Here is a 19,408-nt window from a genome sequence, read left to right on the forward strand (position 1 = left end):
AAGATGTCGGCAGAATTCTCAGGCATCGGAGTGGTCCCCGGCCGCGTCGTGGCCCCGGCGAGGGTCATGCCGCCGCCGGTCACCGCACCCGTCGAACAGCCCGCACCGCAGGACCCGGAGGCCGAAGCGACCCGCATCCGCGAAGCCTCGGCAGCCGTGCACGCCGAACTGCTCGAACGGGCCGAGACCGTCACCGGCGATGCCCATGACGTGCTCAAGGCCACGGCCCTCATGGCCAAGGACCCCACGCTCATCAAGACCGCGATCAAACGGCTGACCGACACCGACGCCGAGACCGCGGTGTGGACGGTCGCCGAGGACACGGCCGCGCAGCTGGAGGCCCTCGGCGGATACATGGCCGAAAGGGCCGCCGATGTCCTCGATGTGCGGGCCCGCCTCGTCGCCCGACTGCGCGGGGCGCCGGCACCCGGCATCCCGCACTCGGAGGAGCCCTTCGTCCTCATCGCCGACGACCTCGCCCCCGCCGACACCGCGACCTTGGACCCCGAGTCCGTCGTCGCCCTGGTCTGCGCGGCCGGCGGCCCCCAGAGCCACACCGCGATCCTCGCCCGGTCCCTGGGCATCCCGGCCATCGTCGCCGCCGCCGGTGTCCTCGACGTCGCCGACCACACCCCCGTCTTCGTCGACGGCGGCACCGGAGTGCTTCGGACCGAACCGGGCACGGACGAGGCCGACCTCGTCGCGGTCTGGCAGGACGCCGCCGCACGGCTGCACACCTATTCGGGTCCCTGCCTGCTCGGCGACGGGACGCGGATCCCCCTGCGGGCCAATGTCGGTGACGGCGATCAGGCACGGGCGGCGGCCGAAGCCGGGGCCGAAGGCGTGGGCCTGCTGCGCACGGAGTTCTGCTTCCTGGATCGGGACACCGAGCCCAGCGTGGACGAACAGACGGACGCGTATGCGCAGGTCTTCGCCGCGTTCGACGATCACAAGGTCGTCGTGCGCACCCTCGACGCCGGGGCCGACAAACCGCTTCCCTTCCTCACCGACACTCAGGAACCGAATCCCGCCCTGGGCGTGCGAGGATTCCGCACCAGCCGCAGAGCCGTCGGGGTCCTCGAACGCCAGCTCGAGGCGATCGCCCGAGCCGCGGAGCAGACATCGATCGACGTCCATGTCATGGCCCCGATGATCTCCACCGCCGAGGAGGCCGAACAGTTCGCCGGTCTCGCTTCCGCGGCCGGGCTGCCGGTCTCAGGGGTCATGGTCGAGGTCCCGTCGGCGGCGCTGAGGGCCGAATCGATCCTCAGCGAGGTCGAGTTCGCCTCCATCGGCACCAACGATCTGACCCAGTACGTCATGGCCTCGGATCGGATGCTCGGCGGTCTCGCCGAACTCAGCGACCCCTGGCAGCCTGCGGTCCTGGAACTCATCGGCATGGCCGCCGCCCAAGGCCAGGCATTGAAGAAGTCCGTCGGAGTCTGCGGGGAGGCCGCGGCGGATCCTGCCCTGGCCGTCGTGCTCGTCGGCCTCGGCGTGACCAGCCTGTCCATGGCTGCCCGCGCGCTGCCGGCCGTGGCCGAGGTGCTGCGCACCGTCACGCTGGATCAGGCGCAGCAGACGGCCAAGCTCACTCTGGGGGCGAGAACGGCCCAGGAGGCCAAGACCACGGTCCGGGGGCGGCTGCCGGTGCTCGACGAACTCGGACTGTGATCCGGACGAGGTGGCAGGAACGTACCCGAATTGCCCGGCCGCCGGCACCGTCGAGTGACCGCTGAGTTCGACCACACGATAATTGTCAGGCAGCGACTGAACAGAAGCAGCGACCGGCGGAACAGGGTCGGCGCGAACAGGAAGGACAGACACATGGCAGAGATCACCGCGACGGTCGGAAGCACCGTGGGACTGCATGCGCGGCCGGCGGCACTGCTGGCCGAGGCCGCCGGCGAGTACGACTTCGAGATCACGATCGCCGGCGAAGGCGAGCTCGCCGAGGACGCCCTCGACGCCTCGAGCGTGCTCTCGCTCATGGGACTCGGCGCGGAATACGGCCACACTGTGGTCCTGCGCGCGGAAGGTGACGGAGCCGAAGAGGCCCTGGCCGCTCTCAAAGACCTCATCGAAACCGATCACGACGCCGAGTAGTCAGCCGAGGGCAGACGAAGAGGCAGCCGACCGCAGGATCGGTCTAGACTGATCGGATGTCCGCCTCTCTGCTGCCCGAAGACTTTGCCGCCGCTGACAGCTGCCGGGAGCTGCTGGCGGATTTCCCACAGTTCCGCGAGGTCCCGGGGCTGCCGCAGGCGCGCATGCTCGTCGAATACATCATCGGCCGTCGCCGGGGCGAACTCGACGTATCCGGCCGTGACGCCGCCGGCACCTTCATCGACGCCGCAGCGCTCGCCGAGGTTCCGCACCGGATCATCGTCATCGACGATGCCCGGGGGATCCAGACCGCGCTGCTCGGCCGCCTCGCCGAGGTGGTCGTCCACCACGACCGCATCGACGAGTCCCGCGCCGCGGCTCACGTCGCTGACGCCGGCGAGCTGTCCACGCTGGCAGAACTGAGCACCGGCGACGGAGCCACCGCCGGCGAGACCTGGGCGATCATCAACGCCCCGAAGACCACGAGTGCCCTTGCCGAGACCGTTGCCGGCCTCCAGCCGTATGTGTCCGCGATCATCGTCATCGGCCGCAGCGCCGCGATGAGCCGCGCGGTGAACAAGGAGCTCGCCCGCGGATTCGGTCGTGTCGACGTCTCACCCGGAGTCGGCAAACACCGGATGATCATCGCCACCAGGCCCCTGTCCGCCCCGAGCCTGTCGGTCTTTCCCAAGCACGGCACCATCGCCCACCCCGGTGTCGGAGAACTCGAGGTCAGAGCCTACGGTGCCTGTTTCTCCGGAGTCAGGAGCGACGAGGGCTCGACTCTGCTCCTCGACGCCGTGATTGAGGCGTCGCCCGCGGCGGAGTCCGTCTTCGACCTCGGCTGCGGCAACGGATGGCTGCTGACCGCGGTCACTCGCGTCACGGGGGCGCCGCGGGCGGTCGGAGTGGACGTGTCGAAGGCGGCGGTCGCCTCGGCGAGGGCGACGGTCGAGGCGAACGGGATCGACGCCGACATCGTGACAGGCGACGCCGCGGACCCGGACGACCCTGGCGTCGCGCAGCTGGGCTCCTTCGACCTCATCGTCCTCAACCCGCCCTTCCACCAGGGCACGGCGATCGAGACCGACACCGCCTCGGCGATGATGACCGCGGCGGCGGGGCACCTGGCACCCGACGGGGTCGTGATCACCGTGTTCAACACTCATCTGCGCTACCGCGACCGGCTCGAGGCCATCATCGGTCACAGCGAGCAGCTGGCACGGAACAAGAAGTTCACCGTCGTCGCCAGCCGCGGACGGTCCGCCACGTCGTCACCTGGTCCCAGACGACGATGATCCAGATCGCGATGACCGTGATGATCTGCTGGACATTCGCGTTCGCTGCGCTCGTGAGTTCGGGGTGGAGGACGGGCTGGGTGAGCAGGGCGATGGTGAGGAAGACGGCCATGGCGACATCGATGACCATGCCGGTGACGAGGAGTCCGACCGCTGCCGAGGAGCGGGCCAGTTTGACGATCTCGATCGCCGCCATGAGTGCGAGGAAGGCCCAGTAGCCGAGCAGCCATGGTGTCCCCAGGTCGGGATTGATGAATGTCTCGCCGTCATTGAGATGGCCGACGTGGACCAGCGAGGTGGGGACGAGCGGGATCGCGGCCAGAAGAGTGATGAAGATCAGGTTGAGGACCGCCTCGGCGCGGGCCTGGGCGCCCTTGGTGTCCTTGGGGCGAAGGTCATCGACGCTCCAGGCTCGCGGCCGCGGTCCGGACATCTGCTGTGTGGTGCCACCGTCGAGACCGCGCTCGCCGAGGCTGATGAGGATCGTGATGACAGCGAACGCGATCAGCAGTGCCGTGACGGTGCTGCCGATGGTCTGACCCAGCAGCGCGCCGAGGCGGATCTGCGACGTCGTGGCGATGTGCACGATGACGTTGGTGAGCACGGACAGCACGGCGACGGTCGGAAGCACCCACCGCAGCGACCAGATGTAGAGCGGGTAGAACGCGGGGCCGATGAGGTGCTGTGGTGAGTTCGTGTACTCGCGTGAGAGCCGGATCGGATCGCCGAGCTCCTCGAGCACCTGCCGTTCGGCAGCCGCGCTCTGCTCTTCGGCAGGATGGTCGAACTCGCCGAGGCGGTCCTCAACCATGTCATTGATCGTCGCCCTGATCTCTGCGGCGATGTCGGCACGCGAGTTCTCGGGCAGATGACCGATGACATTGTCGACGTAGGTTTCGGTGAGCGCACTCATGGTGTGCCGTCCTTCCAGAGTTTCGTGATGCTGGAGTCGAGTTCGAGCCACTGGGAGTGGAGCGCGGCGGCGACTTCGGCGCCGCTGGCAGTGACCGTGTAGTACTTGCGGGGGCGAGCCTGCTCGGTGTTCCACACGGCTGAGAGCAGGCCCTGTTTCTCCAGCCGCCGCAGAAGCGGATAGAGAGTGTTCGCCTCGGTGGGAATGCCCGCCTCGGTCAGCGTCGTCAGCAGTGAGTAGCCGTACTGCGGACGGCGACAGGCGACGAGGCTGGCGAAGACCACTGTGCCGCGGCGCAGCTCCTGCTCGTGGGTGGCCAGTGCCTTCTGCGCATCCTCATCCATGCGTGACACTATAGTGTGTGACGCACACTATTACAAGATGCGGGGTATGCCGTAGTCAGAGATGCGCCGTTCCTCGCCTTCAGCGCAGGCCGTGGCGTCGGAGCCTGGCCGGGCCGGATACTGTGCCGGTGGAGTCGTTCACTCGGTGAGGTCGAGCATCGGCGTCGGACGACGGAAGCCGCGGGTGACGAAGGCGAGGTAGCCGATGCCGACCACCAGCCAGATCGCCCCGATGAGCAGCGTCCGCGGTGACAGGCTCGTCCACAGCCACAGGGTGAGGCAGAAGCCGATGCCCGGCAGGACGAGGGAGCTGAGCATCGCATGCCCACCTCGGTGCTTCTCGTCGATGACGAAGTGCTTGATGACCGAGAGGTTGACCGCCGAGAACGCGATGAGCGCACCGAAGCTGACCATCTCGGAGATGAAGGTGAGGTCGACGGCCAGTGCCAGCAGCGAGGCCACAGCGACGGCCAGCGTGGCGAGGACCGGGGTGTGGAAACGCGGCGAGAGCCGCCCGAAGAAGCCCTTCGGCAGCACGCCGTCACGGCCCATGGCGAAGAGGATGCGCGAGACCGACGCCTGCGAGGTCAGGGCCGAACCGCAGGCGCCTGCGACATAGGCGGCGGTGAAGAAGATCGTGAGGAACTCTCCGCCCGCGGCGCCCATGACGTCCAGGGCACCGGAGTCGACATCGGTGAAGTCATTCGACGGATAGACCAGCTGTGCGAGATAGGACAGCACGATGTAGATGCCGCCGCCGGTGATCGTGGCGATGATGATCGCGCGCGGCACGGTCCGCTTCGGCTCCTTGGCCTCCTCGGACAGTGTCGAGACCGCGTCGAAGCCGAGGAAGGACAGGCACAGGATCGCCGCACCGGCCATGACGCTGTCGAACCCCGGCGCGGTGCCGTCGCCGGTGAATGGGGCTGCGAGATCGACCGTGCCCGTCCCGGACAGCGACGAGATTCCCAGTGCCGCGAAAGCGAGGATGAAGATCGCCTGCGCCGCGATGATCGCGATGTTCGCCCGGGCCACGGATACGATGCCGATGATGTTGAGGACGGTGACGAGGGCGATCGCCGCGACCACGAACACCCATGCCGGGATCATCGGGAAAGCGGCCGAGAGATAGATGCCGATGACGAGGTAGTTGATCATCGGCAGGAACAGGTAGTCGAGCAGTAGCGCCCAGCCGGCGACGAACCCGATGCCGGCGCCGAAGCTCTTCTGTGTATATGTGTACGCAGAGCCGGCGAACGGCATCGCCGCGGCCATCCTCGCATATGACCGAGCGGTGAAGGCCATGGCCAGGAGCGTGATCACGTACGCCAGGGGCACTCTTCCGCCCGTGACCTGAGTGACGATGCCGTAGGTCGTGAAGACCGTCAGCGGCACCATGTAGACGAGGCCGAAGAAGACGAGGGAGGGGACGCCGAGTGCGCGTCGCAGCTCGCCCGCGCCCGGTCGTCGGGTGCTGTTCGAAGATGACATGGGGGTCTCCGTCTCAGTTCGTCGGATGTTCAGCTCGCGAGGCAGCTCATTCGCATGAGTGAATCGCAACGCCGCTGAGGTAGGTGCTGCGCACGGGTGTGCGAGCGAGTTCCTGCGGTGTCAGAGCCCTGGGATCGGCATCGAAGCGGATCAGATCGGCGCTCGCGCCGATGCGGATCTCACCCCAGGGCGCGGGGCTCAGGTCGGCGAAGCCCTGAACGGCCACGGCGCGGGAATAGGCGTCGAGGGCCCGCTCGATATCGACGATCTCTTCCGGGACCCACCCGTCGTCAGGCTCCCCGGCCTCGTTCTGTCGGCTCGTGCCGATCGCCAGCCCTTCGACCGGGGTGCCCGAGGTGCAGGGCCAGTCCGAACCGAAGGACAGCTGTCCGCCGGAGTCGATGATGCTGGCCATCCGATACTGATTCGCGGCCCGTTCTTCGCCGAGGCGGGGGACCGTGAGCACGGTCATGAGTTCGTCGAGCTGAGCCCACAGGGGCTGCATGTTCGCGATGATGCCGAGTTCGGCGAAGCGGTCGAGGTCCTCGGCGGCGACGAGCTGAGCGTGCGCGATGACGGGGCGACGGTCCCAAGCGGCATTGGTCGCAATGGTCGATTCGATGGCGTCGAGTGCCTGTTTGACCGCGGCGTCGCCGATGGCGTGGATGTGGACCTGGAAACCGGCGGCGTCGACGGCGCGAACCGCCTCGGCCAGGGTGTCGCCTTCCCAGACGCGCAGGCCGTGGTTGTGCAGCGAGGAGCAGTAGGGTTCGAGCAGCGCGCCGGTCTCGTTCTCGACGACTCCGTCGGCGAAGAACTTCACGGTGTGCGCGCTCAGCAGCGGGTCGCCCTGCTCGGTGACCCGTCGCCGCGCTTCGATCATCTCCGGCAGCTGTTCGGCGAAGTGCCGGGGGTCCGCGTAGAGCGCGAGATTGAAGCGGATCGACAGGCGCTGTGCCGCAGAGGCGGACAAGTAGGTGTCGACGTCGGCGGGTTCGACCCAGGCGTCCTGGACCCAGGTGACTCCGCGCCTGCGGTAATAGTCGGCGGCGCGTTCGAGCGCCCGCAGGCGAACGGATTCTTCCTGGGGTGGGCGAACGGCGTCGATGAGATCGACCGCTCCCCATTCGCGCAGAGTGCCCAGAGGTGAGCCGTCCTCCCGACGGGGGATCTCGCCGATCTCGGGTTCGGGGGTCTCAGCTGTGATGCCGGCGAGTTCGAGAGCGCGGGAATTGCACCAGACGGTGTGATAATCCCAGGCCCGCAGCACCACGGGGCGGTCGGAGACGGCCTCGTCCAGCCAGCGGGCGTCGAAGAGTCCACCGGCGACGAGACTGCCGTCATAGGAGGCTCCGGTGATCCACTTCTCGTCAGGGTGGGCTGCGGCGTAGCGGCGGACCTCGGCGACGATCTCGTCGACGCTCGAGCACGCGCGCACCTGCGGGCCTTCAGCTTCCATCCCGCCGAAGATCGGATGGGCATGACCGTCTCCGAAGGACGGCATGAGGAAGCCGCCGTCGAGGTCGACGTGCTCGATCGAGTCCTGATCCGACGACAGAGTCTCCAGGTGACGGTCCACCTCGTCGGTGCCGATCGCGGCGATGACACCCTGTCTGACGAGGAGGGATTCGGCGGGTTCGGCCTCTGCCCCGAGCCAGATGGTGCCGTTGTGGAAAAGTGTCGTCGTCACGTCGATTCGCTCCTCGCTTCCTTGCAGATTCGGCTGGTCGGCCACTTGCACGAACAGTGTTCGTATATGTGACTGAGAACACGATACACTCCGAATGGAATCAGTGGAAGGGAGAAGCGGAAACGGTATGAGGCTCAATCGCGAACGGCTCGTCGACGCCGCCATCGACCTCGTCGGTGACGAGGGGGCCGAAGCTCTGTCCATGCGGACGCTGGCCGCGCGAGTCGATCGGCAGGTGTCCTCGCTGTACAACCACGTATCGGGCAGGGCCGAGCTGATCGAGCACATGCGCGCTCGCATCGTCGCGAAGATCGATGTCGGCCGGTTCGCGCAGGCGCGCTCATCGGCACATGAGGTCCCGTGGGACGAGGCGCTGGAGTCCTGGGCCAGATCGTATCTGCGAGCGTTCGCCGCTCATCCGGCTCTCATTCGGTTGCTCGCCACGACATCGATCCGCGATGTGTCGACCTATGAGATGTATGACGCCGTGGTCTCGGGCCTGCGCCGGGGCGGGTGGCCCGAGTCGCAGACAGTGGCGGTCATGCGCACCGTCGAAGCGCATGTGCTCGGATCCGCACTCGACATCATCGCCCCCGATGACCTCTTGACGAGGGACTCCGCCGACGAGCGACTCTCGGCCGTGCACGCCGCGCTCGATCCTCGCTACGCCGCGAGTTCATCGGCTGAGGCGGCCTTCGAGCTCGGGCTGAGTGCGATCATCGAGGGTCTGCGCGCTCAGCTGGAGAAGGCGTCATGACCGACGCGCAGCTCGAGCGGTTCTGGGCAGATGCGCGATCCGCTGTTGCCTCTCTGCCGCCAAGCGCTCGAGGCCGCCTGGCGGCCGGCCGTCGTCTTCATCCGAGGACACCGATCGTGACCAGGACGAACCCGAGCAGCTGCAGCGAGGCCCGCGCGATCTGAAAGACGTCCCAGCGCCGGCGCATGGCGATGAAGCCCGCCGGCGCGGTGTCAGCCGAGATGCGCCCGGTGCGCGCGTTGATCGGAACATTGCCGATGATCGTCACGGTCAGGCCGAGGCCGAGGCTGATGGCTGCGGAGGTCAACCAAGCGCTGGGGTCATTGATCGCGATGATGATGGCCAGTGCGGTCGCAACCGTCATCCCGACCGGCATCACACGGCCGAAGCTGGTCAGCAGCCCTTTCTCCATCGCGAGCTGGGCATCTGTGCTCAGCCGACGGATCACCGGGTGGACCAGGGTGGCTGAACCGAATTCGGCTGAGCCGAAGAATCCGGTGACCAGCACTGCCGCCAATTCGATGGCATCCATGTCATTCCCCTTGAATGGATAGTGAAACTATCTGTAATAGATAGTACAGCTATCTGCTAGTGTCATTCAAGACCACAGCCTTCGGAAGGAGAGGGGCGATGCCGAAATCGGCTGAGGGCTCGAAGATGAGGATGGCGGAACTGTCCCGGCGCTCGGGAATGAGCGTGGCGACCATCAAGTACTACCTGCGCGAAGGCCTCCTGCATCCAGGGCGTCGGACCAGCGTGAATCAGGCTGTCTACGACCACGACCATCTTCAGCGGCTCGGACTCATCCGGGCGCTGACGGCGGTGGCCGGGCTGCCGCTGTCGACGGTTCGCAAGGTGGTCGAAGCGGTCAGCACAAGCGTCACGGACATCGACGCGATGGCCGTGACCCAGGACGCTCTCGTGGGACAGACCTCTGCAGACGCCGCCGATGACCGATCACAGGTCGATCCCAAGCCCGTGCTCGACCGGATCGTAGCGAAGCGGGGCTGGACGTGCGAGCCCACCTCACCGGCATACCGTGCGGCGGAACAGGCGATCGCGCAGGTGGAAGCCGAAGGTCTCACCGAGATCCTGGAACGTCTCGACGAATACGCCGAGGCGGCCGATCGGGTCGGACGCACCGACCTCGCGGCCATCGCCGATGCTGAAAGTATGGATCAGCGGATCCGCGCAGTGGTGCTCGGCAGCGTGCTGCGCCGGCCCCTGTTCGACGCTCTCGTCCTGCTCGCCCAACAGCATTGGGCCCAACGAGAGTCGTGAGGTGCTGCGACGGACAGCCGCAGGAACGGAACAGCCCTTCACCTCGGCCAGGTGAAGGGCTGTTGTCAGCTGTACGCGAGAGGGGACTTGAACCCCTACGTCCGAAGACACTGGAACCTAAATCCAGCGCGTCTACCAATTCCGCCACTCGCGCCAGGCGGGCCTCGGGCCCGGCCGCAACGCCCTCAAGACTAGCAGGGGGCGAACGTGATGCTGAAAATCACGCGGCAGGCGCGGGCGCCGGCCAGGGGCGGTGGCGGATCGGACCGCTGGGCGACGGTCCGGGCCGCTCAGGCCGCGTCGATGCCCAGAGCCTTGCGCACGCGGGCGACGTGGCCGGTGGCCTTGACGTTGTACTGGGCGAGCTCGACCTGGCCTTCGGCGTCGACGACGACCGTCGAGCGGATGACGCCCTGGACGACCTTGCCGTAGTTCTTCTTCTCGCCGAAGGCACCCCATTCTTCCATCATCGTCCTGTCCTCATCGGAGAGCAGATCGAAGTTCAAGCCCTCCTTCTCGATGAACTTCTTCAGCTTCTCCGGCTTGTCCGGGGAGATGCCGAGGACGACGAGTCCGGCCGCCTTCAGTGCCGAGAGCGAGTCCCGGAAGTCGCAGGCCTCGGTCGTGCAGCCCGGTGTCATGGCCGCGGGGTAGAAGTAGACGACGACGCGCTGGCCCTTGAAATCGCTGAGGCTGACCGAATTCCCGTCCTGGTTGACGAGTGTGAAGTCCGGGGCGGTGTCGCCGACTGACAGACGTGGCATGAGTGCTCCTCCTGATGTGGGCAGTTTTTCGGGGCATGGCGTGGGCGCGCTGAGACGGCGAGCCCGTGTCGAACCGACGCCGTCCACCACTCTATTCGGAGTCCGGGCCCGTTCCCAATGCGCCCGATTCAGGCACAGCCCGAACCGCGCCGAGGCGGCCCGAACCGCGTCACTCGACCCGGGCGATCGCCTCACCGACGACCACCGCATCGCCGACGACCGCGACCCGACGGAACGTCCCGGCCACCGGTGCCTCGACCCGCGTCTCCATCTTCATCGCAGAGACCACCGCCACTTCATCGCCGGCCTCGACCTCGGCGCCGTCGTCGACGAGGTAGTCGACGAGGCTGCCGGGCACCGGCGTGGTCACCGCCCCAGCATCTTCGCCGCCGTCTGCGCTCTCTCGTCCTTCCCCGCTCGCCGAGGCCGCCGCACCGGATGCACCCGCACCGGCCGCGGCGCCGAGGGCGGTCAGCAGCCGCGCGGGCAGACCGATGGTGGTCAGCTTCCCGTCGAGTTCGATGGGCAGGCGCTGCAGTTCCTCCTCGGCGATGGGGGCCGGTCGCTTCTGCTCCTCGAGGCGCGGGAGCAGTTCGGTTTCGATCCACTGCGTGTGAATGCCCTCCACGTCGTCGGCACCGAGCCCGGTGAAAGCCTCATCGGACAGGATCTCCAACGAACACGGCAGCACCGTGGCCGGTCCCTCGACGTGCAGCTCCTTGGCCGCAGCGACCGTGCGGGCGATCGCCGTCTGCCGGTCGGGGCCGGAGACGATGAGCTTGGCGAAGAGCGAATCGAAGGCCGGCTGCACGGTGTCCCCGGCCCGGACGCCGGAATCCCAGCGGACTCCGGGGCCGCCGGGGACGTCGAGGACATCGAGGCGCCCCGGGGTGGGCAGGAAGCCGCGTCCGGGATCCTCGGCGTTGATCCGCAGCTCGATCGCATGACCGGCCGGCTGCGGGGTCGAGTCGAGGGACAGCCCCTGGCCGAAGGCGATGGCCAACTGCTCGGCGACGAGATCGACTCCGGAGGTCGCCTCGGTGACGGGGTGTTCGACCTGGAGTCGGGTGTTGACCTCGAGGAAGGTCATGGTCCCGTCGGCGGCCAGCAGGAATTCGACGGTACCGGCGCCCCGGTAGTCCACCTCGGCGCAGATGGCCTCGGCCGAACGGTGGAGACGCTCCCGCTGCTCGGCCGACAGCCCCGGCGCGGGGGCCTCTTCGATGAGCTTCTGGTTGCGGCGCTGGGCCGAGCAGTCGCGATCGCCGACGGCCACGACGCGCCCCTGCCCGTCGCCGACGATCTGGACCTCGACGTGGCGAGGCCGCTCCAAGTACTTCTCGACGAAGCATTCGGACCGGCCGAAGGCCTCGGTCGCCTCACGGGTGGCCGCATCGAAGGCGGAGGCGACCTCGGTCAGTTCGTGGACGATCCTCATCCCGCGCCCGCCACCGCCGTGGGCGGCCTTGATGATGATCGGCAGCCCCGCCTCGGCGGCGAAGGACTCGGCCTCGCCGGCGTCGGCCAACGGTCGGTCGATGCCCGGAGCCAGGGGAGCCCCGACCTTCTGCGCCAGCTGCCGGGCGGTGACTTTGTCGCCGAGTGCCGTGATGGTCTCGGCGGTCGGTCCGATCCAGATCAGCCCCGCGTCCTCGACGGCGGCCGCGAAGTCGGCGTTCTCCGACAGGAAGCCGTAGCCGGGGTGGACGGCGTCGGCCCCCGAGGCGCGTGCCGCGGCCAGGAGCGCGTCGATGCTGAGGTAGGTCTCGCCCGCGGTGGTTCCGGGCACGGCGAAGGCGGCATCGGCGAGCTGCACGTGCAGGGCATCGGCGTCCTGATCGGCGTAGACGGCCACCGAGGTGTGCCCGGTCTGGGCGCAGGCGCGGATGATGCGGACGGCGATCTCGCCGCGATTGGCGATGAGGATTGTCGACATGTCTCAGCTTTCGTTCTGGCGATTCGTGGTCGAGCGCGACCCGGTGGTGAACCGCAGCCTGACCCCAGGGGGCAGCTGCGCGGCGAAGTCGACGTCGTCGACGCTGGCGATGATCGGGTAGCCGCCGGTGAGCGGGTGGTCGGGGCCGAACAGCACCGGTTGCCCGTTCGGCGGGACCTGCAGGGCTCCGGTGACCGCGCCCTCACTGGGCAGCTCCCCGGTGCGGGCGCGTTCGAGCGCGACCTGCCCCGACAGGCGCAGACCGACCCGATCGGACTCGTGGGTGACCGTCCACTCCTGGCTCAGCAGGGTCTCGATCCCGGCCGAGGTGAACCAGTCCTCGCGGGGACCCAGCGTCACCGTCATCGTCACGGTCTGTCCGGGGCGCGGAAGCGCGCACTCGGATCTCGGATGCGGGTCGACCAGGTGGGGTGCGGTCCTCGGATCGTGCAGGCTCAGGCGGCTGCCCCGGTCCAGGGCGGCCGGGCCGAGTCCGGCCAGTGTGTCGGTCGAGGCGCTGCCCAGGGCCGTGTCGACGTCGATGCCGCCGCGCAGGGCCAGATATCGGCGGGCGCCCTGATCGGTGCCGCCGAGTTCGAGTTCGTCTCCGTCGGCGATCGCGAAGGCCTCGCCGAGGCGGGGCCGATGGATCGTCCCGTCGGCCCCGGTCACGGTGATCGATCCTGCGGCTCCCGTGACCGCGGCCACGCCGTCACCGATCACGCGCAGCACGGCGCCGCCGCCGAAGCTTTCGAGCCCGGCCGCGGATTCTGCATTGCCGACCAGCCGATTGCCCCTTCGCAGCGCCGTGCGATCGGCGGCACCGGCACCGGAGACGCCCATCGAGTTGAACCCGGGCCGACCGAGGTCCTCGATTAGCAGCTGCAGGCCGGGTCGGACGACTTCGACAGCATGCCCCGCAGCGCTCGTCGCGTTGCCCGGCGCGTTCTCCGCGTCTCCCGCTGCCGCAGACGACCCCGCCTCCACCGCCTCAGACGAGCGCGCCTCCACCGCCTCAGACGAGCGCGCCTCCACCGCCGCGGACGACGCCGAAGCCGACGCATCGTCTGCGCCCGCGCCGGCGCCGAGGTCGACGGATCCGCGTTCGGCCTCGACGAACCGCACGATCGTGCCGGGCACGAACAGGGCCGGCGGCTGCCGGTCGAGATCCCACAGTCTCGCCTCCGTGCGCCCGATGAGCTGCCAGCCGCCGGGGGAGGACCGGGGGTAGACGCCGGTGAATTCCCCGGCCAGGGCGACCGCGCCGATGGGCACACGGGTGCGCGGTGACGACCGCCGAGGCACGTCGAAGAGCTCATCGTCACCGGCGAGGTAGCCGAAGCCGGGGGCGAACCCGGCGAACGCGACCTGCCAGGTCGCGGCCTGATGGCGGGCGATCACCTCGGCGGGGGAGACGGAGAGGAGTTCGGCCACCTCGGCGAGGTCCTCGCCGTCGTAGCGGACATCGATGGTGACCTCCCTGGCCTCACCGGTCGAGGAATCGGTCCTCTCGAGCCCGCGGATGGCCTCCTCGAGCGCTTCGGCCCCGGTGCGGCGCGGGTCGAAGCTGATGAGCACAGTGCGGGCAGCGGGGACGAGTTCGACGACGCCGGGCAGACCGGCTGCCTCGAGGCTGCGGTGCAGCGCCATCGTCGCGGTCAGGTCCTCGCATTCGACGAGGAGGTGGCGGCGGGAGGCGGTGTGGAAAGTCAGCGGGGAAGCGGTCATCGGCGATAGGTGTCTTCCGGTTCGTCGGTGATGAACATGCGGCCGGGCGAGTGGGTGATCGCGAACGGCACGGCAGAGTCCCGGATGGCCGCCTGCGGGGTGACTCCGCAGGCCCAGAACACGGGGATGTCGCCTGCGGCGATGACCGGCGGATCGCCGAAGTCCGGGGAGTCGAGGTCGTCGATGCCGATCCGGCCGGGTTCGCCGATGTGGACCGGGGCGCCGTGGACGGCGGGGAAGCGGTCGGTGATGCGCACCGCCTCGGCGACCTGGGCGGCGGGAATGGGACGCATGGACACGACCATATCCCCTCCGATGCGCCCGGCCGGGGCACACGCGGTCGAGGTGCGATACATCGGCACATTGCGCCCGGCCTCCTGGTGGCGGATCGGGATGCCGGCCTCGCTCAGGCCCGATTCGAAGGTGAAGGAGCAGCCGATGAGGAAGGACACGAGGTCGGGATGGCGGTCCCAGACCTCGGTGACGTCGGTGACCTCATTGCTGAGGCGCCCGTCCTGCCAGATGCGGTAGCCGGGCAGATCGGTGCGCAGGTCGCTGCCGGGCGCCAGAGCCGATTCGACCTGCCCGGGTTCGACGACGTCGATGACCGGGCACGGTTTCGGGTTGCGCTGAGCGAACAGGAGCACGTCGAAGGCCCAGTCGGCGGGCACGCAGATGAGGTTCGCCTGGACCAGGCCCGCAGCCATCCCCGAGGTGGGGCCCGAGAACCCGCGCCGGATCCGCAGCCGTGCCTGCGCACCGGCCGAGAGCCCGGCGGCCGGTGGCCCGGTCGCCGAGGTCGCGTTCATCGCCCGGCCCCGGCGAAGGCCGAGACGGCGACACCCTCGGACTCGAGGAGGGCGCGGGCCGCGCGTGCCATGTCGATCGAGCCCTGCGAGTCGCCGTGGAAGCAGATCGACTGCGCGTCGACGTCGATGAGGCTGCCGTCGATCGCCTCGACCTGACCGGTCGTGACGAGGCGCAGCACCCGTGCGGCCACGGCGTCCGGGTCACTGAGGACCGCGTTCGGCTCCGACCGGGAGACCAGGGAGCCGTCGGGATTGTAGGCGCGGTCGGCGAAGGCCTCGGCGGCCACATTCAGCCCCGCCTCGGCGGCGATGCGGTTGGCGACGCTGCCGGCCAGACCGAGGAAGACGAGCGAGTCGTCGATGGCTCTGACGGCGTCGACGACGACCTTCGCCTGCGCCTCATCGCGGACGATCGCATTGTAGAGACCGCCGTGGGGCTTGACGTAGGCGACTTCGCCGCCGACGCCCGTGGTCAGTCCGATCAGCGCCCCGATCTGGTATTCGACCTGGGCCTGCAGGGTCGCTGCCGGAACGTCGAGGGCGCGCCGGCCGAAGCCCTCGTAGTCGTCGTATCCCGGGTGGGCGCCGATGACGACACCGCCCTTGACGGCGGCATCGACGGTGGCGTGGATGCCCTCGGGGTTGCCGGCATGGAACCCGCAGGAGACGTTGGCGCTGGTGACCAGGCCGAGCATGGCCGCATCGTCGCTGACGACACGGTCAGGGACGTTCTCTCCGAGGTCCGAGTTGAGGTCGATTCTGGTTTCGCTGTTGGTCGACATTGTCACCCTCCGATTCCGATCATTGCGAAGATGGGGCCGATGGACTGCACGGCTGTGTACCACGTGACCAGTGTTGCCGCGGTGCCGATGATGAGCAACCACTTCGGATAGGAATCCGTGCGCAGCAGCTGCGGTCGGAACCAGCCGATGTACATGAAGATCGTCAGGCCGATGGGCAGGATGAGCCCGTTGAAGCCGCCGACGAAGACGAGCAGCGTCGCCGGTGCGGTGCCCACGGCGAGGTAGACGATGAGGGAGACGACGATGAAGGCCACCGTCGCCAGCTGCAGCGGCCAGCCGCCGTCGAGCCGTCGGGAGAAGGCGGAGAGGAACGTCGCCGAGGTATAGGCGGCGCCGATGACCGAACTCAGTGCCGCGGCCCAGAAGATCGCCCCGAAGATGCGCATCCCGGCGTCGCCGAGCACAGCTGCGAAGGCCTGTCCGGCGGGGTTCGCGACGGTCGATTCGAGGTCGATGGCGACGCCGGAGGCGACGACGCCGAGGATGGCCAGGAACAGCACATAGCGCATGATCCCGGTGACGAGGATGCCCGAGAGCGCCGCGCGCATGACCGAGCCGGCATTGTCAGGACCCGTCTTGCCCGAGTCGAGGTAGCGGTGGGCGCCCGAGTAGGTGATGTAGCCGCCGACGGTGCCGCCGACGATGGTGGTCACGGTCGCGAAGTTGATGGTGTCGGGAACGAAGCTCTGCTTGATGGCCTCACCGACGGGCGGGCTGGAGACGATCGCGACGATGCAGGTGAGGACGATCATTCCGATGCCGAGGATGAGTACGACGGCGTCGACGACCTTGCCTGCGCGTTTGAATAGGAAGATGCCGATGGCCAGGACGCCGGTGACCAGGCCGCCGAGCTTCGGGTCGATGCCCAGCAGGGCGTTGAGGCCGAGCCCGCCGCCGGCGATGTTGCCGATGTTGAAGGCCAGACCGCCGATGACGATGAGGATCGACAGGATGATGCCCGTGCCGGGGATCGCGGCGGAGGCCAGCTGCGCGGCCCGTTTGCCCGAGGAGGTGATCATGCGCCAGATATTGAGCTGGATGGCGATGTCGATGAGGATCGACGCGAGGATCGCGAAGGCGAAGGCCGCTCCCATCTGCGCGGTGAACGTGGCCGTCTGCGTGATGAAGCCGGGGCCGATCGCCGAGGTGGCCATGAGGAAGATGGCCCCGACGATGGCGCTGCGGCTGATCTTCGCGACGAGTTCGGTCCGGGGCGCGAGCGATCCGTCCGAGGCTGATTCCGACTGGTGGTCCGGTGTGGGTGAGTCCGGTGCGTGTGGCATGGAAGTCTCCGACTGTCTCTGCGGTCAAGGGCGCTTCCGGAAGGTGTCGCCGGTCAGGGGACAGCGGTGTCTGTGTCCTGGCACACCCCGAAGAAGTGGTAAACAATCTAACATTCATTGTTCAACAAAGATAGACTCAGATCACACATTCGCATCGCTGCCGTGGGGGCTCGAGGTGCTGTTCGGGCTCAGGTGTCATTAGGATGGAGATGTGAATCATGACTCATCCCTGGTCAACAGGCTCACCGACCGGCTCATCGCAGGAGAGCTCCGTCCCGGCGACCGACTGTCCGAGGCGTCCCTGGCGAAGGAGTTCGACGTCTCCCGCAATACGCTGCGTGAGGCCTTCCGAGTCCTCGGCGAGCAGGGGCTGGTCACGCACATCCCGCACCGAGGCGTGTCCGTGGCTTCGCCGAGCATGGCCGATGTCGTCGACATCTACCGGGTGCGCCACCATGTCGAGTGCTCCGTCCTCGAACGCGCCCCGCGCAACCACCCGAACCTCGAGCGGATGGAGACCGCTGTCGCCGCGGCCGAGAAGTCCGCGGCCGCCGAGGACTGGCTGGCGGTCGGGACGGCGAACATGGCCTTCCACAACGCCGTCGTCTCGCTCTCGGACAGCAGGCGGCTGGCACGGTCGTTTTCCAATGTGCTCGCCGAGCTGCGGCTGGCCTTCCTCAAGGTCGAAGTCCTCGACTTCCTCCACTCTCCCTTTATCGACCGCAATCGGGAGATCATCGAGGCCTACAGCGATGAGAGCCCGGCCGCCGCGGCCGAGAGGCTGCGCGTCTACCTCGGCGATTCCGAACGGCAGGTCCTCGGGGCCTATGCCCGTGCCGGTCAGGACTGATCGGTCGGACGGCGGAGGCGGACGAGGACCATGCCGACGATGATGCACGCGAGATAGCAGACCGCCAGGGCGGACCACCCCGGCGTGTAGTCGCCGGTGAGGTCGATCCCCGAGCCCACGAGCACCGGGCCGAGGGCGAATCCCAGATACATCCCAGAGGCGACCAGCCCCGAGGCGATGCCGACGCGGCCGGCGGGCGTGAGCGCGACGACACCGGAGTTGATGACGACGTTCGCCGCGAGCGGGAACAGCGCGTGGCCGGTGATGCCGGTCCACAGCAGGGCGGTGACCTGCCAGTGCTCGACGACGATGAGGCAGACCATGGCGAGGATGCCGCCGAGACTCATCAGCTGGATGAGCACGGCCGGACGGCCGAGCCGGCCGGTGACCCTGCCCCACAGGATGCGGGCGACGATGCCGATCACCCCCATGACCGCCAGCATCGTGCCGGCCAGTTCGATGGGATAGTCGACCGTCTGGACGGCGAACAACGACGCGTAGGCGTTGACGCCCTGGGTGCCGACGGCGTTGAGGAACGAGCAGACGGTCAGCAGCCACACGGCCGCCGGCAGCCTGCGTGAAGGCGCGCCGTCGGACTCGGTGGCAGCGGCGGGTCGGGGGACCGGCGTCGGGGTCGACGCCTGCGTCATACGGGTGACGACGAACCAGGCGATGACGAGCATGACACCGCAGATGACGGCGAACATCAGTCCGACTCCGGTCCAGCCCAGTGCCTTGCCGACGATGGGGACGGTGAGGCCGCAGAAGAGCAGTCCGAACTGGACCCCGGACTGTTTGAGTCCCATCCACATGCCCCGTCGCGCGAGCGGGACCTCGGAGGCGATGATCCTGTTCGTCACCGGATTCGACACTGCTTGGGCCGGTCCGGCGATGACGGCGGCGGTGAGCAGGGCCGCATAGGTGGGTGCGGAGATGCTGACGAGGAAGGCCACGGCCATGAGACCGAAGACCAGGGTCAGCTGCAGGCGCACGGGCATCCGGTCACTCAGGGCGCCGAGGACGGTGGCGCTGAGTCCGGCGATGAGGAAGACGATCGTGATGATCAGACCGTACTGGCCCTCGGTGATGTCATAGGTCTCGATGATCTGCGGGCTGAGCGCGCTGAGGCCGTAGTTGAGGACCGGTCCGGCCGCCATGGCGGCGATGAGCACGAACAGCAGGATGCCGGGCGGTCGTCGGTCTTCGGTCGGGGCCATGGTGCCCGATCCTAAAGGCGACAAGGCCGCCTGCGGTCATGAGTCCACGGAATGGATGCTTCTGCGCTCTTCGGCTCAAGCGGTGCGCCGGTGTGTGGGTGTGCGTGTGAGCGGGGTTGGTGACTCGGTATGAAAATG

18 protein-coding genes and 1 tRNA gene are annotated in these 19,408 nt (G+C 68.1%); 6 read left to right on the forward strand and 13 right to left on the reverse strand.

Features of this window, described 5'->3' with window-relative positions; translation table 11 throughout:
* Positions 1-3 precede the first annotated feature (3 nt).
* From ptsP to IG171_RS03175, 3 genes are all read left to right on the forward strand, one after another.
* A complete protein-coding gene (gene ptsP / locus IG171_RS03165; protein WP_212129811.1) occupies positions 4-1,674 on the forward strand; it encodes a phosphoenolpyruvate--protein phosphotransferase in 1,671 nt (556 codons plus the stop codon).
* Between the two features lie 153 nt (positions 1,675-1,827).
* The gene (locus IG171_RS03170) at positions 1,828-2,106 is read left to right on the forward strand and encodes an HPr family phosphocarrier protein (protein WP_212129812.1); all 279 of its coding nucleotides are present in this window, start codon (positions 1,828-1,830) and stop codon (positions 2,104-2,106) included.
* Positions 2,107-2,162: 56 nt separating this feature from the next.
* Positions 2,163-3,404, forward strand: coding sequence for a methyltransferase (locus IG171_RS03175; RefSeq protein WP_212129813.1), 1,242 nt, complete (start codon positions 2,163-2,165; stop codon positions 3,402-3,404).
* On the opposite strand, the gene IG171_RS03180 is transcribed toward IG171_RS03175, so the two are convergent.
* The 4 genes from IG171_RS03180 to IG171_RS03195 all read right to left on the reverse strand — a co-directional run bounded on the left by IG171_RS03180 (position 3,343) and on the right by IG171_RS03195 (position 7,842).
* Positions 3,343-4,317 carry a hypothetical protein gene (locus IG171_RS03180; RefSeq protein WP_212129814.1) on the reverse strand — a complete coding sequence of 325 codons (975 nt, stop codon included), beginning with the start codon at positions 4,315-4,317 and terminating at the stop codon, positions 3,343-3,345. The genes IG171_RS03175 and IG171_RS03180 overlap by 62 nt on opposite strands.
* On the reverse strand, positions 4,314-4,661 hold the full coding sequence (locus IG171_RS03185; RefSeq protein WP_212129815.1) for a PadR family transcriptional regulator: 348 nt from the start codon (positions 4,659-4,661) through the stop codon (positions 4,314-4,316). Before IG171_RS03185 ends, IG171_RS03180 begins: the two co-directional genes overlap by 4 nt.
* Before the next feature lie 138 nt (positions 4,662-4,799).
* Positions 4,800-6,152, reverse strand: a complete 1,353-nt coding sequence (locus tag IG171_RS03190) for an amino acid permease (protein ID WP_212129817.1) — start codon at positions 6,150-6,152, stop codon at positions 4,800-4,802.
* A gap of 46 nt (positions 6,153-6,198) precedes the next feature.
* The gene (locus tag IG171_RS03195) at positions 6,199-7,842 is read right to left on the reverse strand and encodes an amidohydrolase (RefSeq protein WP_212129819.1); all 1,644 of its coding nucleotides are present in this window, start codon (positions 7,840-7,842) and stop codon (positions 6,199-6,201) included.
* 127 nt (positions 7,843-7,969) lie between these two features.
* Between IG171_RS03195 and IG171_RS03200 the strand changes: the two genes are divergently transcribed.
* Positions 7,970-8,599, forward strand: coding sequence for a TetR/AcrR family transcriptional regulator C-terminal domain-containing protein (locus tag IG171_RS03200; RefSeq protein ID WP_212129820.1), 630 nt, complete (start codon positions 7,970-7,972; stop codon positions 8,597-8,599).
* 97 nt (positions 8,600-8,696) lie between these two features.
* On the opposite strand, the gene IG171_RS03205 is transcribed toward IG171_RS03200, so the two are convergent.
* Complete coding sequence (locus IG171_RS03205) at positions 8,697-9,131, reverse strand: anthrone oxygenase family protein (protein WP_212129821.1); 435 nt, start codon at positions 9,129-9,131, stop codon at positions 8,697-8,699.
* 98 nt (positions 9,132-9,229) lie between these two features.
* Between IG171_RS03205 and IG171_RS03210 the strand changes: the two genes are divergently transcribed.
* Positions 9,230-9,880, forward strand: coding sequence for a MerR family transcriptional regulator (locus tag IG171_RS03210; RefSeq protein ID WP_212129822.1), 651 nt, complete (start codon positions 9,230-9,232; stop codon positions 9,878-9,880).
* Positions 9,881-9,952: 72 nt separating this feature from the next.
* Here IG171_RS03210 and IG171_RS03215 read toward each other — a convergent pair.
* From IG171_RS03215 to IG171_RS03245, 7 genes are all read right to left on the reverse strand, one after another.
* Positions 9,953-10,034: transfer RNA gene (locus tag IG171_RS03215), tRNA-Leu, on the reverse strand.
* Positions 10,035-10,170: 136 nt separating this feature from the next.
* Entirely contained in the window at positions 10,171-10,644 is a 474-nt protein-coding gene (bcp, locus tag IG171_RS03220; RefSeq protein ID WP_212129823.1) for a thioredoxin-dependent thiol peroxidase, read from the reverse strand.
* A gap of 169 nt (positions 10,645-10,813) precedes the next feature.
* Complete coding sequence (locus IG171_RS03225; protein ID WP_212129824.1) at positions 10,814-12,580, reverse strand: biotin carboxylase N-terminal domain-containing protein; 1,767 nt, start codon at positions 12,578-12,580, stop codon at positions 10,814-10,816.
* Positions 12,581-12,583: 3 nt separating this feature from the next.
* Positions 12,584-14,308: an urea amidolyase family protein gene (locus IG171_RS03230; protein WP_212129825.1), complete on the reverse strand. Its 1,725-nt coding sequence runs from the start codon at positions 14,306-14,308 to the stop codon at positions 12,584-12,586.
* Complete coding sequence (locus IG171_RS03235) at positions 14,305-15,117, reverse strand: putative hydro-lyase (protein ID WP_212129827.1); 813 nt, start codon at positions 15,115-15,117, stop codon at positions 14,305-14,307. Before IG171_RS03235 ends, IG171_RS03230 begins: the two co-directional genes overlap by 4 nt.
* A complete protein-coding gene (locus tag IG171_RS03240) occupies positions 15,114-15,899 on the reverse strand; it encodes a 5-oxoprolinase subunit PxpA (protein ID WP_212129829.1) in 786 nt (261 codons plus the stop codon). Before IG171_RS03240 ends, IG171_RS03235 begins: the two co-directional genes overlap by 4 nt.
* A 2-nt stretch (positions 15,900-15,901) precedes the next feature.
* Entirely contained in the window at positions 15,902-17,203 is a 1,302-nt protein-coding gene (locus tag IG171_RS03245) for an NRAMP family divalent metal transporter (protein ID WP_212129831.1), read from the reverse strand.
* 211 nt (positions 17,204-17,414) lie between these two features.
* On the opposite strand from IG171_RS03245, the gene IG171_RS03250 reads away from it, so the two are divergent.
* Positions 17,415-18,053 carry a GntR family transcriptional regulator gene (locus tag IG171_RS03250; RefSeq protein ID WP_212129833.1) on the forward strand — a complete coding sequence of 213 codons (639 nt, stop codon included), beginning with the start codon at positions 17,415-17,417 and terminating at the stop codon, positions 18,051-18,053.
* Here IG171_RS03250 and IG171_RS03255 read toward each other — a convergent pair.
* On the reverse strand, positions 18,044-19,270 hold the full coding sequence (locus tag IG171_RS03255; protein ID WP_212129835.1) for an MFS transporter: 1,227 nt from the start codon (positions 19,268-19,270) through the stop codon (positions 18,044-18,046). The genes IG171_RS03250 and IG171_RS03255 overlap by 10 nt on opposite strands.
* Positions 19,271-19,408 lie beyond the last annotated feature (138 nt).

Source organism: Brevibacterium sp. SMBL_HHYL_HB1, assembly GCF_018208375.1.
Taxonomy (GTDB): Bacteria; Actinomycetota; Actinomycetes; order Actinomycetales; family Brevibacteriaceae; genus Brevibacterium; species Brevibacterium intestinavium.